General features: G+C 33.3%; 16 protein-coding genes. 10 read left to right on the forward strand and 6 right to left on the reverse strand.

Annotated features, from left to right (window positions below):
• The first annotated feature begins 691 nt into the window (after window positions 1–691).
• Together FTT76_RS06605 and FTT76_RS06610 are read left to right on the forward strand one after the other, a co-directional pair.
• A complete protein-coding gene (locus FTT76_RS06605; protein WP_257235045.1) occupies window positions 692–1,531 on the forward strand; it encodes a ParA family protein in 840 nt (279 codons plus the stop codon).
• An 11-nt stretch (window positions 1,532–1,542) separates the two neighbouring features.
• Window positions 1,543–2,610: a ParB/RepB/Spo0J family partition protein gene (locus tag FTT76_RS06610; protein WP_180190167.1), complete on the forward strand. Its 1,068-nt coding sequence runs from the start codon at window positions 1,543–1,545 to the stop codon at window positions 2,608–2,610.
• A 60-nt stretch (window positions 2,611–2,670) separates the two neighbouring features.
• Here the strand turns inward: FTT76_RS06610 and FTT76_RS06615 are convergent, their stop codons facing one another.
• The 6 genes from FTT76_RS06615 to FTT76_RS06640 are packed head-to-tail and all read right to left on the reverse strand — an operon-like array spanning window position 2,671 to window position 7,578.
• On the reverse strand, window positions 2,671–3,588 hold the full coding sequence (locus FTT76_RS06615; RefSeq protein WP_180190168.1) for a hypothetical protein: 918 nt from the start codon (window positions 3,586–3,588) through the stop codon (window positions 2,671–2,673).
• Window positions 3,589–3,590: 2 nt separating this feature from the next.
• Window positions 3,591–4,667, reverse strand: coding sequence for a ParM/StbA family protein (locus FTT76_RS06620; protein WP_257235046.1), 1,077 nt, complete (start codon window positions 4,665–4,667; stop codon window positions 3,591–3,593).
• Between the two features lie 28 nt (window positions 4,668–4,695).
• Window positions 4,696–4,965 carry a hypothetical protein gene (locus FTT76_RS06625; RefSeq protein WP_180190169.1) on the reverse strand — a complete coding sequence of 90 codons (270 nt, stop codon included), beginning with the start codon at window positions 4,963–4,965 and terminating at the stop codon, window positions 4,696–4,698.
• Between the two features lie 11 nt (window positions 4,966–4,976).
• Window positions 4,977–6,257 (reverse strand): ATPase, T2SS/T4P/T4SS family, encoded by a 1,281-nt coding sequence (locus FTT76_RS06630; protein WP_180190170.1) that lies wholly within the window; start codon window positions 6,255–6,257, stop codon window positions 4,977–4,979.
• A 27-nt stretch (window positions 6,258–6,284) separates the two neighbouring features.
• A complete protein-coding gene (locus FTT76_RS06635; protein ID WP_180190171.1) occupies window positions 6,285–7,094 on the reverse strand; it encodes a type IV secretory system conjugative DNA transfer family protein in 810 nt (269 codons plus the stop codon).
• Window positions 7,095–7,131: 37 nt separating this feature from the next.
• Entirely contained in the window at window positions 7,132–7,578 is a 447-nt protein-coding gene (locus FTT76_RS06640; protein WP_180190172.1) for a DotD/TraH family lipoprotein, read from the reverse strand.
• Window positions 7,579–8,626: 1,048 nt separating this feature from the next.
• Between FTT76_RS06640 and FTT76_RS06645 the strand changes: the two genes are divergently transcribed.
• From FTT76_RS06645 to FTT76_RS06680, 8 genes are all read left to right on the forward strand, one after another.
• Entirely contained in the window at window positions 8,627–9,847 is a 1,221-nt protein-coding gene (locus FTT76_RS06645) for a hypothetical protein (RefSeq protein WP_180190173.1), read from the forward strand.
• Window position 9,848: 1 nt separating this feature from the next.
• The gene (locus FTT76_RS06650) at window positions 9,849–10,121 is read left to right on the forward strand and encodes a hypothetical protein (protein WP_180190174.1); all 273 of its coding nucleotides are present in this window, start codon (window positions 9,849–9,851) and stop codon (window positions 10,119–10,121) included.
• A 12-nt stretch (window positions 10,122–10,133) separates the two neighbouring features.
• Window positions 10,134–10,817, forward strand: a complete 684-nt coding sequence (locus tag FTT76_RS06655) for a DotI/IcmL family type IV secretion protein (protein ID WP_180190175.1) — start codon at window positions 10,134–10,136, stop codon at window positions 10,815–10,817.
• A gap of 14 nt (window positions 10,818–10,831) precedes the next feature.
• On the forward strand, window positions 10,832–11,779 hold the full coding sequence (locus tag FTT76_RS06660) for a DotH/IcmK family type IV secretion protein (protein WP_180190176.1): 948 nt from the start codon (window positions 10,832–10,834) through the stop codon (window positions 11,777–11,779).
• A gap of 22 nt (window positions 11,780–11,801) precedes the next feature.
• Window positions 11,802–13,313, forward strand: coding sequence for a DotG/IcmE/VirB10 family protein (locus FTT76_RS06665; RefSeq protein ID WP_180190177.1), 1,512 nt, complete (start codon window positions 11,802–11,804; stop codon window positions 13,311–13,313).
• A 12-nt stretch (window positions 13,314–13,325) separates the two neighbouring features.
• Window positions 13,326–14,213, forward strand: a complete 888-nt coding sequence (locus FTT76_RS06670) for a hypothetical protein (RefSeq protein ID WP_180190178.1) — start codon at window positions 13,326–13,328, stop codon at window positions 14,211–14,213.
• A 12-nt stretch (window positions 14,214–14,225) separates the two neighbouring features.
• The gene (locus FTT76_RS06675; protein WP_180190179.1) at window positions 14,226–14,801 is read left to right on the forward strand and encodes a hypothetical protein; all 576 of its coding nucleotides are present in this window, start codon (window positions 14,226–14,228) and stop codon (window positions 14,799–14,801) included.
• Window positions 14,802–14,959: 158 nt separating this feature from the next.
• Complete coding sequence (locus tag FTT76_RS06680; RefSeq protein ID WP_180190180.1) at window positions 14,960–15,367, forward strand: hypothetical protein; 408 nt, start codon at window positions 14,960–14,962, stop codon at window positions 15,365–15,367.
• Window positions 15,368–15,403: the final 36 nt, after the last annotated feature.

Consider the following 15,403-nt stretch of genomic DNA (forward strand, 5'->3'; position numbering starts at 1 on the left):
AAATTGTATTTATGGTTTTTAGATTGATTGCTCGTATCAGACTGATATTTGAAAAACACTGCCAGAGTTAGCCACTGTACCTTTGGAAACTTAGACCAGTTTCATTCAAATTGTATTTATGGTTTTTGGTTGATTGTTCGTATCAGACTGATATTTGAAAAACACTGCCAGAGTTAGGCACTGTACCTTTGAAAACTTAGACCAGTTTCATTCAAATTGTATTTATGGTTTTTAGGTTAATTGTTCGTATCAGGCTGATATTTGAAAAACACTGCCAGAGTTAGGCACTGTACCTTTGGAAACTTAGACCAGTTTCATTCAAATTGTATTTATGGTTTTTAGGTTGATTGTTCGTATCAGACTGATATTTGAAAAACACCGCCAGAGTTAGGCACTGTACCTTTGGAAACTTAGACCAGTTTCATTCAAATGGTATTTATGGTTTTTAGGTTGATTGCTCGTATCAGACTGATATTTGAAAAACACCGCCAGAGTTAGGCACTGTACCTTTGAAAACTTAGACCAGTTTCATTCAAATGATATTTATGGTTTTTAGGTTGATTGCTCGTATCAGACTGATATTTTCAAATGTATTAAGTCAAAATAAACAAAATACTTAAATAAAAAGTAAAATATAGTTTTAAAATTAATATAAGTGTTGTATTGTATGGCTTTACTTGAAAGGTGATTAATGATGGAAAAAAATATAGGCAAAACATATGTGTTGGCTTCAGCACATTTTAAAGGTGGTGTTGGTAAAACAACTAGTACAGTAAATAGTGCAGTTCTATTAGGTAAAATGGGTTATAAGGTTCTTGTCATTGATTTAGATAACCAAAGAAATGCAACCAAACATATTTCCACTGAAGCCCAAATTGATAAGATTAATTTAACTCTTAGAGATATATTTGAGCAGTACAAAACTATTAATCCATATGACGTTATTATTGGGCCTGAGGGAACAAACTTTGAAAATGTGTCTTTAATAGCATGTGATAAAAATATTCGCGATGTTGAAATTAATATTCAACGTACTAGTGCAGTTCCAAACGAAATCTTAAGACGTGTCTTAAAAAAAATTGAAGGAGATTTTGACTTCATTATTTTGGACTGCCCACCTAGAATGGAAACACTAACTTATAATGCTTTTTTAGCGTCTAATTCAATAATTCTCCCGTTGGATGGAGAATATAGTATTCAAGGACTAGAAGATATCCTATATACGATGGATGACATGGAAACAAGTAACCCAAATTTAAAAATATTGGCACCAATACTGAATTTTTATAAAAAAAGAAACATTGTTGATATGAGTTTGGCTGAGGATATCAGAGAAGAATTTTCACAAGAAAATGTATTAAATCGATTGGTTCATAAAGATCTGATTTGTATTCCTAACGCTACTGTTTTCGAACAGGCATCATATTTAAAGTCTTCTATTTTTGATATAGATACAAATGAAGATACACCAGCAACGTTAGCTATTAAGTCGATAGTCGAAATGATAGTAAATGAATATAAAAAATTGTGAGGTGAAAATAAATGGCGTCATTTAAAGAAAGAGCTGAGCAAAAGCGAAGAGAAAATAGTCTTAAATCAAAACATATTAATGCTTTAGATAATTCTGTTGATGATACGATAAAGCAAAATGATGAAAAACTTAACCCAATTGCTATGCGTGAAGCTAAAAACGTAGTTGGGGGAGGGGCGCTTGAAAAAATCCCTGTAGATCTTATTGATTTATCGCCATATCAACCGCGAATTATTACTAATAAAGTTCTTGATTCACTGATACCACTCGCAAAAGATATTGAGCGAAATGGTCAGTTGTATCCAATTACTCTTCGTCAAAAAGGCCAACGATATGAATTAATTGGTGGGGAAAGACGATTTAGAGCAATTAAAGATATTCTAAAACTTGAACACATTACAGCAATTATCAAATCGAATATTAGTGATGAAAAAGCAGCTATCCAGGCTTTTTCTGACAATATGAATCGTGAAGATCTGTCTGATTACGAAAATATTACTCAAATAAAGCAAATATGCGATGAGTTTGGCTATCCATTTGATAATACTGATTTTGTTACTGAAAAGTTTTCAATTGATAAGAACCGTTATTTTAGACTCAAATATATTCTTGATTTACCAGTTTTTATGTTGGATGACTTGTCGATTGAGCCAGATTTAATCTCGGGTTATATAGCACAGGAAGTAAAAATTGAGATTAATAAACAATTGGAAAGTAAGCCAGAAGCTGAAATCATGGATTTGTTACGGAAAACTTGGGCGGTATATGTAGAGGAGTTTAAAAAGACTGGAAAACGTAATAAAAGTTTTGTAATCGCTTTATCTGGACGATCAGAAGTTAGTAATACATCAGCATCTGATGAAAATGATTCTCCAAAGGAAAATTATCGTTCAAATATGCCTAAAGAACGTAGCAAAATCGATTTTAAAACTGAAAATGGTGTTAAATTTGGATCAATGAGATCTGAAAAAGGTACACAAGGAAAGAGCATTTTAAAATTACGGATTTCATTAGATTCCGATTTGGATGAAGATAAAACAAGGAAAATTGAACAGTTTTTCAATGATTTAAATAAATGAACAAATTTAAATAAGTGAAAAATAAAAAGCCGGCATTGATGCCGGCTTTTTATATAATTATTATAAAAGTTTAGGATTAAAAGCCATTTGTAGCCAATCATTTTCTTCGTCTTTTTTTGTGTTATTTAAATCCGTTAACTCTGGCACCTCTGCGTCTATTTGTTTAAGTGGCTCAATAGTAGTTAAAATAATCTCATCTTGAACTTTTTGAACTTCTTGAACTTCTTGAACTTCTTGAACTATTGTATTGGCACTGGTTGTTGCAGCGGTGATACTTTGAGTGGTATTTATATAATTTTTACAAGTATCTATTTCTACTTCTTGATTAATTTCAGTTTGATTATTAACGTCAGATATGTTTTGAATAGGTTCATTGACTATTACTTTGTCCTTTTGTGTTTCATGTTTGGATGAGTTCTTTGGTTTTTTTTGAATACTAATTTCACTCAATAAATATTTTTTATATTTATTGATGAGGTATTGTGAGTCGAATTCATAGATATCAGCGAATTCATCGCTATACTTTTCGATACATGAATCCAATCCAAACTTAAGAGCAAAGGTGTTTAAACTGTATAGGCTGGATATATCATTTAATGTTCTATATGATTTAAAAAGGCAAACTAATTCAATAAAAGTTGAAATACCAGTATGTATTACTGCTGTTAGGTAATTTCTACGTAATTTTCCTTGAGATGTACGTTTGATTGTATTAAATAATTTAACATTTAAATCTTTCGTAAATCTTAATCGTATAGGGTTTTTAAATTTATCTTCAAATTCATTATTTAAAGGACCATTTAAAAAGATCTTTTGCTTGTCTGTACAAAACAAATGGCCAAGAAATAGTAGACTTAAACCAAAATGGTTTAAGTCTAAGCCAGGCATACACTTAAGTATGCTGTTTATTACATCTAAATCATCTTTGGTTAAATGCAATAAACAATATGATAACTGGATATTTTTAGATTCAGGCATAATTAGGCTTTATGTAATTTATACATGTACTTAGCTAATTTATACAATCCCTTTGCATTTGCATAAGAAGGGGATTCAGCAATTTTTACATTTGGAGCAGTCCATTTTTCAGAAATTTCCTTTTCCATAAATGCAGCACCACCGCCACAAAATACAATTAAAGCCAAGTCATCACCTTCGCCAATGTTTTTTGAAATGAAGTTATTGAGTTGTATCATAAATTCATTTTTTGCTTGCTGAATATAGGGTGTAATATCCTTTGCTTGATTACCTATTCCATACTGACCTGATTCTAAAGCAAAGTCTAACCAGTTTGCGTTTACTTTCTTAATGCCAGAATCAACAATTAAGTCGGCAATACGTTCTTTAATACTGAGTATCCCAAGATCCTTCGAAGTGGATCTTGAAGCATCAATCATATTTCCGCCATCAAGAGTTACAACGATATCTGTTGTTTTCCCACCAATGTCAATGACGGCACATTCAGAATTCATAAAAAGTTTAGCGTTTTCAGCTGGATTACCGTGTATATCAATAATTTCATTGAAATAAGCAGTTTGTGCTTCGCATTTAACAATATGGCGCTTAATTTCATGATTCTTATGACCATTATTATGGTCTTTAAGGTTATAACATATATCGTTATTCAGTAAAAAATCAGTTTTTTGGTCAATCAAGCCAGTATTTTTAGTTTTTTCAGAAGTGTAATATCGTGATACTGGAAGTGAGGTAGCAATAGCAAATTTTCCACCCTCAGGAATTCCCACTAGATCTGAATATGCCTTAATAGCCTGGTAAATTAATGCTTTGTTGTATTCAGATGTAGGATATTCATCCGTTCGAGTGTCAAGTGGTGCAGAGCTGTTGATTTTTTTGCCAACGGTGTAAAAGTTATCATTCACTTTAACAACGTAATAATCGACATTTTCTGGATCACCATTTAGTACTTTGCCAGAGTATGCAATGCTAGGGATGGTTAACTTAATTTCCTTTCCTTCAGCATCTAGACCAGCAAAAAGTTTGGTTCCACCATGACCATCATCAATTCCTAGTACAATAAATTCATCAGATTTTTTCATATGTTTACCTTTCATTTCAAAAAATAATTTAAAGTGAGTAACGTCTTCTGCCACGTCTTGTATATTTATTTCCACCAAATACAAGTTTTCGGACTGCAGAAGGAATATAGGAATATTGGTATTTAAAAATTCTTTCAATTACTACAGTTATGATTATTAAAGCAAAGTAGAGTAAGACCTTAACCATTGAAATGTTAATAATTACCAGAATAAAAGGAATAAACAAGTAGCCGTTAATTCCACCCCATAAAATTAATGGTTGTCGAAATTGAGACCAATGTGTGTATTGTTCACTCATTAACTTTTCCTCTAATTTGATAATTTTTTATAATATTCATCGTTAATTCGACCAGCATTTAATAAGTCTAGGCCTTGCTTTTTAAAGGTTTTACTTATATTTGGATCAGTACCATCAGAGTCATTCATAAGTTTACGAATGAATTTCTGCTGATCTAGTATGCTATCGATTTTTAAGATTTCATCTTTCAATTCTGGTGTGAATATTAGATGTTCACGGACAGCAAAAACTTTACCATCTACATCCTTAATTAATCGTTGAGCAATTAAAGTGTATGCCGTGCTAATGATATCCGTAGCAGCTTGAAGGTGTTCTTCATGTTTATATCGACTGAGCATACGTGGAATGATTCGATCAACAGTTGTGGCATGAACTGTTGCAAAAACTGGATGTCCTGTCATAGATAATTCAAGTGAAGCAGAAATAGTTTCTCGATCTCGTAACTCACCAATTTCAGCTGCAGCTGGACGTCTTCGCATAGCTTCACGATTGGCATCATGGAAAGATTCAAAGTTGGTTGGAATTTCACTCTGCTGAACAATACTATGGGCACTATCTATTGAATCGTATTCATACTCAATAGGTTCATTATGGGTAAGGATATTACCTTTGATATGGGTGTCATTTTCTAGAATATATCGGAATGTAGCAGCTAATGTTGTACTCTTACCAGATCCAGTCACGCCTCCAATGATATAGCAACCATTGTATGGTAATGATCTTCTTACAAAGTCTTCTTCTAAACCTATTTTTGAAAAATGTGGGGGTGCACCTGAAATTGTTCGAAGTACGATTTGAAATGCATCACTTGAACCTTTATAGGTAGTTTGTGAAACGTTCACACGAAAATTATGTCTTATTTCTTTCCCTGTACCATCTCTTTGCAAGATTCGATATGACTTATTAATATATTTATTTCTGCTGAGAAGTAACGTTGCATTATCACCAGCAATAATTTTTAAAATTTCACGCGCTTCATCTCTATTAATTATTCGATGTGTTATTGAATACAAATCTAAATCTTTCATCATCGTAATAGGTTTATCTGGATGGATGAAGATATCTGATGCACCATGAGCCATAGCTTCATATAAAAGACTTTCAACTTCAGCTTTGTATTTAAAACCTTGTTTAGGATCTTTATATGTAGTGATAGCAGTTAAGGTAGGGAGGCCAAAACCTCTCGACTTGTCTATATGTGGGCGAATGTCTTTAGTTGCAGACTGAATCTTCTGCTCAGAAGTTTTAATTCTTGAAACTTCAAAAAGACCTAATGCTTGATTGCCTGACATATTAATACCTTATTGTAGTTAGCGAACTTATTGTTCGCTAACAAGATTGATTTTAGGATTTAAGTTGCCTGGTTCAATCTTTTCAGGTTGAATCGTAGGTTTCCAGTTTTCAATGTTGGTATTGAATTGAGGTAGCTGTTGGATTTGTAGTAACTTCATATCAAGAGCCATAGTGTCTTTTGTTGAAGTAACAGCTAAAGACTGACTACTGAAAGCTGGCATTGAAAGTTTGCCTTCCAAAACAAATTGATGGAAAGTAATCATACCAATGTAATCTTTGTTAAGACGCCCAACTGCATCATCAACAATATTTTTACCTTCAATTAGGCCTAATTTATAGGATTTTTCAGCTTCTCTTTTCCAAAGTTTACGTTCATGTTCAGAAGAAGGAAGCATTTCTTTGGGAATAAACGTAACATAGTCAACATTACTATCTAATGTTGGGAATGTTAGGTATTGACGCCAATCTGGTGCACGAGTACTGAAACGAGCCTGTTTATCAATTCTATATGTTTGCTTTGTAGTCTTATAAGCTAAGGAATTTGGATTCTCTACGAGATCTTTTGATTCAATAATTACAGGTGGTACTACAACATCCTTAATCATATAGGGACGAAAATTATAAATAGTATCTAAATTTCGTTCTTGGTTTTTTATGGCTGCTCGAGCTTCACCCAAATAGTCGTTGATGCCAAGTTTAATACCCTTTTGTTTAACAAGCTCAAGCATGGCTTCTATACGTGCTTGCTGTTCAATATCACTAACATGAACTTCAAGAGAAGACTGCGAAGATGGGTTTAGCAGTTCTTGTAAAGAAGCATTATTTGAATAGTCCATAAAAACTCCATAAAAATAATTAAAAGTATTAGTGAGATTAATTATAAGTTAATAAAATACTTTTATTTTGATGATCAAGAGTTATCGAAGCAGTATTCATAAAAGCAGAAATATCACGAAGAGCTTCAACGCCAGTTAAACTTTTTTTATTAAAATTAACAATTGGTAGTTCATGGGTAGGGCCACTTTCAACAAAGCGATAACCATATTGACTTGCGATACTCTTAATTAAAGGTATTGGGTCGCCAATGTAATCAATTTTAAGAAGGTCATGATTAATACTACCTTGCTTTTGATGAACAGATTGCATTTGTGTAGCAGTACTATTTTTAAGGTTTTGTTGAGCTATTAAAGCTTCTTGCGAAGCTTCAGATATAATTTGTAGTGGACTTGCTACGTTTAGTTTGGATGCATTGTTAGTAGAGCAAGCAGTGATGACTAAACTGCATGATAGAATTGCTAAAAGCTTCTTGTTGTACTTCATTGTTACTCCAAATTAAGAGGTATAAACAAGTTTTAATTTTAGTCTAAAAATAATAAAAATGCACTTTAATAATTATAAAAAACATCGTTAAAAGTATAAAAGATAAATTTAAAACCCTTTAACCAAGTATAAGGTTGACAGCATAAACTGTTGACTCAATTTTTTTAGTACTTGCAAGCGTATGTTTAATTGAGAAAAATTGCAAAATACGCTTAAAAACATGTAAATATTTTGTAAAAAAAATAAAAAAACTGTCTTTCCATAACAAATATTAGTAATTCTATTGCAATAACAGGTAAAAGATTGTCTTTTTGTTATGAATAGCTATCTTTTTTTAGATCACAAAGTGATCAATTTGTAATCTTAAGCTAAAAGAATTGATCCCAATTTAAAAATATATGTTTGCTAGAAAATATAAAAACAAATATTAAAAAACGTTTAATTTATATTTAGTGATATTTAACCAACTATAATATAACAAAGACAAGGTATTTACTAGAAATTAATAAAATTTAGAATACACTTATTTTTTTAATTATTGCAATTGCATTTCTTGTTTTTTTTAATGCTTTATATAACAGGGTTTAATACGCATTAAAATATATTAGATACATATTTTATTTACTTAAATTATCTTGATTTTGTTATGTGAATATTAATATTTTAATAATAGGTTTAAAGTTTGGTGTTTTTATTAAAATACAAATATTGATATTGGTACATTATATTTTAATTCTTGATATTAAACGTGTGTTTTATAATACCGCTAAATTTATAATTTATACCACTAAAAGCTAACAATATTGTTTAAATTGCAAACTGCACCAACAAAAACAATAACTTACATTTTTTTAATCTTTTACTGTAAAAAACTTAAAATTTCACTGTACTAACAAGATCAGAGTGTGTGGAAGTTGCTTTGTACTTTGGGTCTGAGAGTGAAAAACTTTTTACAAAAAGTGAAAAACTATTGTTAAAGGGTTTAAGAAGAAGTATAAGCCTATAGTTAAGTGACCTAATAAGTCCATCTGTGTTAAAGGCTGCCTATATGAGCAATTTTGAGAATCCGAATAGCTATCCAGATACCTTGTCTGAATATATTGGACGTATTGATGATTTTATTTATTCAACTCGTACAAAATACGAATTAGAACTACAACAGAAAATTGATTCAATAAATAAAAAAGGAATTACTAATTTAGCTGACGTTTATACACAACTTGTCTTTGATTTTAAAAACAAGTCGGAGAGTGGATATTATGCTGAATCTACTTTCAGAGCTTATAGGGCTTATATAGTGTACGGACTTGCATTGAGGTTAATTGATTTAAATAAGGGGGTTATTGAAGATGAGGATATTGATGGTGGATTTGATGAATACTTTGTACAGGGTTTATATTTAAAAACATTATCTGTTAAGTATAAACATGAGCCTCTAAAACCCAAAAGAACTTCTGAGCTTAAAGCTAAGTATTTTGAACGTACTTTTTACAACTTTCTTATGAGAGAATTTCAACATAAAAAAAACAATAATATTCGTATTGGTGAATTCGAAAGATTGATGATTGCATTTGTGGATGCGAATTTGGTGTTGGGATTGCGACCAATCGAGTGGTTTTCGGTTAGCTTTTGTTGTGCCGTGAAAGGACCAAAATTAATTATGATTGTTGGTAATGGAAAAGCAACACATGGTAGAGCTAATGGGCTATTCCGCTATTTAATTCTTGATGATCTTAAAACTGAAGATGTTGAAAAAATTAACCTGTATTGGAACTTATTGAATAGATATATAAAAAGAGTGACTTCTAATAAAAAGAATAATGATAAGAGTTTAAGCTGGGATGAAAAGCAAACCTATATTAAGGTTTTAGGGGAGCGCCTACGTTTAAGATATGATGACTTTATTAGACTTAGGGGGAAAGACATTTCGAGCGAATCTGAACGACCTACACTATACAGCACAAGACATCAATGTATTGCTAATGCAAAGGTAAAAGGTGTTGATAAATTTATTATAGCTGGTGCATTTGGTCATGCTGGTAAAGATACAGCTTCAAAATATTATGGTAAAAAATGGCGTGGTTATTCAGGTTTTAGCGTAATGCCAACAATGGATACTATTGAGCGCGTTAATGGTAGTCATGAATTTGTTAAAACACTTTTAGCAAATAACGTAGAAACCCCTTATTATTTTGATCTTAATATGGCAAAAGAGTTTAATACCGATTATTATAATGACGAATTAAAGTCAGGTTTAGTGATAGACTAAAATGGACAATACTAATAGTACTTGGGGACATCCTTATGCGGAAGTCTCAATAATAGGAAAAAGAAAATATGCAACATTGCTTAGGCGTCTAGTTGTTTTATTTGCTCTTGCATTTATTTCAATAGTTTTAGTAACCCTAGGTTATGTTGTATTTAAAGTGACTACTACTGATTTTGAAGCTTTGGTTTTTGATGATGGCACACCCGTTAAGTGTGTACTCGGATCATCTTCAGATCGTCCTGTTCCCTCTGTGATTTATCAACCTACAAAATAAAGGAGCACTATTGTGTCCAGTGATGATTCAAACCAAAGCAATGAAAATGTTTCGTGTGATCCTAGTCTTTTGTTGGTTAAGTTAAACGAAGACAAAGACAAAGAAATTGCTAAATTACGAAAATGGCTGGTTTTTGTTTTTGTGGCTTTTATTTTAGCTACTATTTTTGCCTTTATCATTTTCGCCACCTTTAATTACTATCCTAAAATTAAAGCAGTTCAGACTGTAGATAACAGTGTGATTTGTCCTATTGAGGCTTCTAAGAACCCTCGTGTAACTGATGTAGTGATTTCTGAATTTGGTAAGAGTGCAATTCTTTCTGTGTATAATTTCGATTTTTTGAATTGGCGTGATGTAATTAATAATGCTGGTTCAATGTACTTTACTGAGTCTGGTAAGGACTCTTTAATGAAGCAAATTGCACAATCACAAACTGTAGGTACGATTGTTCAAAACAATTTAACTATGAGAACGACTGCAACAGATGTTCCTCAGATTGAAAACCGTGATCTTGTTTCTGCTGAGCCAAATTGGACTGTACGCGTACCTATCACCACTCAATTTTTCTTGGGAACTAAAGAGCCTAAAGAAACGCACCGCTTTATCGCTACAGTGACAATTGTTGAGCATCCACGCTCTTACCTAAATTATAACGGTATTGCTGTTAAATCTATTTTACTTACACCAGCACGTTAATTTGGATGAAAACTATGTATCTTAAAAAATTAACTACATCTATCCTGGCTTCGTTTTTTGCATCTTCTATTGCTTATGGTGCTGATATGCCACCAAATACGTTTGCTGATGCACAAGCACCATTAATTATTCCTGAAGTTGTTGATCCAGCAACTGAGATTGATCGTCAAGTCCAAAACTTAAAAGGACTACAGTTTACGCCTGAACAAACCAAAATTGTTAAGGGACTTTTATTAGAACAAAAACGTAGTCAAGCCTCTCCTTATATTAATACCCCTCAAGCTAAAACACGAAGTTTGGGTATTTCTATGAATCCTGGAGAAGAGCCTCCTGTTTTACGTCTAAGTTCTGGAATGTTAACAACGGTTGTATTTACTGATTCTTCTGGAAATCCATGGAATATTGAAAAAGTATCTTTGGATAGAAGTCGTTTCAATGACGGTCTTGGGCCTGATGATAAGAGTCAACCTGAAGATATTCCTGATACCAATATTTTAACACTTGAACCTTTAGATCCAGCTGCTTTTGGTAATGTTTCAATTACGCTTAAAGGTATGAGCACACCAGTAATATTTATGTTAACCACTGGTCAACGAGATCTAGATGTACGTGTTGATGCGCGATTACCCGGTCGAAGCCCAGATGCTAAAGCTATGTATTCCGCTGGAGGTTTAACATCAATTACCCCTGATTCTGTAAGCCTTCAATTTATGGATGGCCTTGCTCCTGAGGGCGCGGTTGAAATGCGTACTGATAGTTCTAATGTAAGAGCATGGAAATATGGTGGGTATATATATGTGCGTAGCAACTTTGGTGTGATCCAGCCTGCATTTTTAAGTTCTTTTAGAGCAAATAATGGAATGAAAATATTTCGATATGATGAGAGTGAAGATCTGAAATATATAACGTTCTCTACATCTGGTGGAACACCAAAAACTGTATATATTGAAGACGCATTTTAATGTCATTTAAGTGAGAACTACTATGGATTTAAATAACCACAATAACCCCTTAGAAAATGACATTGCTGATAAACGAAGTCAAAGTACTGAGGTCGGTCATGATAATGAAAATGTTATTTCAGCTAACCAGTCTGTTAATGAGTCTGAATCAACCAAATTAAAAAACGTAAGTATTGATAAGGTTAATAAAAAACGATTATTGAGCGATACACGGTTTCGTGTATTTGCAGTTGGTGGAGGTGTTATAGGTTTTGGTGTTCTTCTTTTCTTATTTAATCCATTTGGTAAAAGTGAACAAGTGAACGTTGATGGTAGTGTTTCTGTCGCGACTCCAGAAATTCAAGGACAAGGCACAAATACCATTCCTGCAGAATATGTAGAATATGAACGCCAAAAACAAGCCCAACTCGCAGCTCAAGCTGGTCAAAACGGCGAAAGTTATTTGCCAGAATTTAAAACAGTCGCAACAGATCCTAATTCAGAACTAAGTGATCAAAACTTTTTGACAGGACCTAATGGACAACCAGTTAATCAAAATGGAACTGGACAGAACGGTGGGAATATTACCTTAGAGCTCGACCAGATGGCTCGTGCTAATATGGCAAATTCAACACAACAAAATGGAACACTGCCTCAACCAACTCAAGGTGGATTACAACAAAATTCTAATCAACCAAATACGCCAATTTATCAGTCAAGCTATACACAGCAATATGAAACTGCACAAAACGCGTCTGCTGATATCAATGGTATATATAGTCAACAGGCTTCACAGTATGCTGAACGAAATGCTGCAGTTCGTGAACTATCACAAACAGCTTTTGTTGATCAGTTGGGAGCATATTCTAGTAAGAAAAATGAAAAAACTGGTTACAGTGCAGTTAATTACAGTGCTAAGTCAAAAAATACAAATAATGCATCTGGCCAATCTAACTTAAGTAATTTAGATACGGCGAACTCAAGTGTTGCGATAAGTCAAAAGGGGCCAGCAATTATTAAAGCTGGTACATCAATGAAAGCTCGACTTGATACCGGTGTTAATACAGATAAGGGTAAAAACCTGTTTGCTACTGTAATTGGTGGAAAATTTAATGGTGCAAAACTGTTAGGAACTGTCGGACAAAATACTGCAGATATTGAGTTTAATTTTAATCGTATGTTGTTTAAGGGTGAGGAATACGCAATTAATGTACGTGCATTGACTCTTGGAACTAAACAATCAGGAATGGCTGATAAAGTCCAAAAACATACTATGCAGCGTCTGGGCGGTTTAGTTACAGCTGGCATATTTGAAGGGTATGGACAGGCTTATCAAAATATTGGAACTACACAAATTACAAATGGTGGCAATGTTGTTAGTACAAAACAAGAGCCAAACGATAAAGAAATAGCCGGAAATATTATTGGAAATGTTGGAACTGAAATGGCCAATGTTGCTCGATCTAATACCAACCGTCAGCCAACATATATCGTCAATGCTGGAAAAGTATTCGAAGTATTTTTTGATACTGACGTGACTAGTCCAAAAAAATAAGAGGTATATACCATGTCAGAAAATCAAAAAATTGCTAACACAGACACAATGACAGCTGATCAAGCTAAAAAAAGCCTTGAACAGGCTGGTGGTAAGCAAGCTGGTAAAAATAAAGGCGGTAAGGGGGGTGTACCTCCTATGGCAATTATTATTGTTGTAGTCATTGTGTTGATTGGTATTGGTTCATTCATGTGGATGCAGATGAACAAAAAGCCAGAAGTTACACAGCAAACCCCTGAAGAAGCACCTCACACAATTGATAACGTAGGACAGGGAATTCAACAAACGCAAGCAACGTATAACCCTTCACAACAACCAATGCAAGATAATAGTATTTCTGAAAATACATCATTTATCGTTGATGAAACAATAGTTTATAAAGATGCTACTACTGGTCAATATATGATTAAGTATAAAAGTATGGCATATCCTATTGATTCAGACCTTGGTAAAGAAGCAATTAATTTTTATCAAGTTCAAGGCACTAATCCTTTAATACTGTTACAACGCCTTCAAGAAAAAGAGCAAGCCCAGGCCAATATGAATCAAGGGACTGAAGACTCTGAGAATAATCAGGCTAACTTGCAACTTCAGGCTGAAAATGATGATCTTAAAAGCCTAGTGGAAGTACAAGATCGTACTATTAAAGAGCTCAAAGCAAGTTTAATTACGATTGCAAAAGCAAAAGAAAAGTCAGCTAACACAAGTACTACTAGCTCAAGGTCTTTACATATACCAAAAGGTGCAAGTCGAATTGAAGCATTTGCTGTTGTTGGAGATCGTGCTTGGTTAACAGATTCTAATAATCATGATTATTCAGTTTCAATTGGAGATAAACTTCCAGATAACAGAAAGGTATATGCAATCGATTCTAATATTCAGGCAGTTTGGGTTAAATAAAAGGAATATATTGTGGATGCATTAGACCTTGTTAAAGCAATATTGAATATTTATGGACCGTTATTAAGTTTCATACGCGTTTGCTTTGTTGTAATAGGCTTAATGATTACATACACGGCGTTATTCGATATTGTTCAAGCATCATCTACGCAAAAGAAATTCTTTGGCCATGGGATGAAAGAGCCATCTTATCCAGGTGCAATGATTAAGATCTTGATTGGTGGTGCTTTTGCTACTCTTGGCTACGATGGGTACATCATTGGAGCATTAGGATCATCTTTATTTGGTGGTAATGGTGTCGAATTAGTTACTGTTGATAGTTATTTGCCAAACGCTGGAGCAAACGATTTAGGTGCTTATATTCTCGTAGCAGTTATCGGGTTTACTCAAATCGTAGGTATTTGTGCTATTGCTCGTGGTTTGTATGCTTTCGTAGAAAAAATTGATGCACACGGAAACGCGACATATAGAAAAGGATGGGCTCTAATATTCTTTGGTGTTCTTTGTGTATACGTAGAAAAGGTACATGAGGTTTTCGTTAATACTTTTGGATCAGGTTTAGGAGGAACTTTCTTTTCTATTTTCTAAAAATAAACTTAAACTTGTGCTATCGGTTTAAAAACAGGTTGAAGATAATTAATATCAAGTTTAAAATTAAACATACTTAAAGCAATTTGGTTTTAAGAGAGTTTAATTACAGTGCGGAGATTAGCTCCCGTAAATTAAATTTATAAAGGAAAATGACAATGGTATCATTAGTAAAAAAATCAGTTCGCACTGTAAAAGCGACTGTAATTAACGCAAAAGTAATGCTTCTCGCTTTTGTTTCGGCTCTAATGGGGCAACTTTCATACGCTACCACTTGGAACCCGGGTGGAACTGCCTATGGTAAGCATTCAGCAGGTTCTGATGCGAATGAAATTCTTAGTCGTGGTGAAACATTAGGTCAAAACATTTATAAGTTCTTCGTTGTTGCAGCGATGGTCGGCGGTCTTGGCCTTGTTGGTATTGGTTTGTGGATGTTCTATTCTTCTGAAGAAGATCAACAGAAGAAAAAGAAAACCGCTTGGATTTGCATTATCGTAGGTGGTGCATTATCAGTAATCGGCTTCATCATGTTCTCTGCTGCTAACACTATTACTGGTAAAGCTTAATAGTATTAATATAAAACATAAAAAGACCTCAATAAT

The organism is Acinetobacter sp. YH01009 (assembly GCF_013420765.1).
Lineage (GTDB): Bacteria > Pseudomonadota > Gammaproteobacteria > Pseudomonadales > Moraxellaceae > Acinetobacter > Acinetobacter amyesii.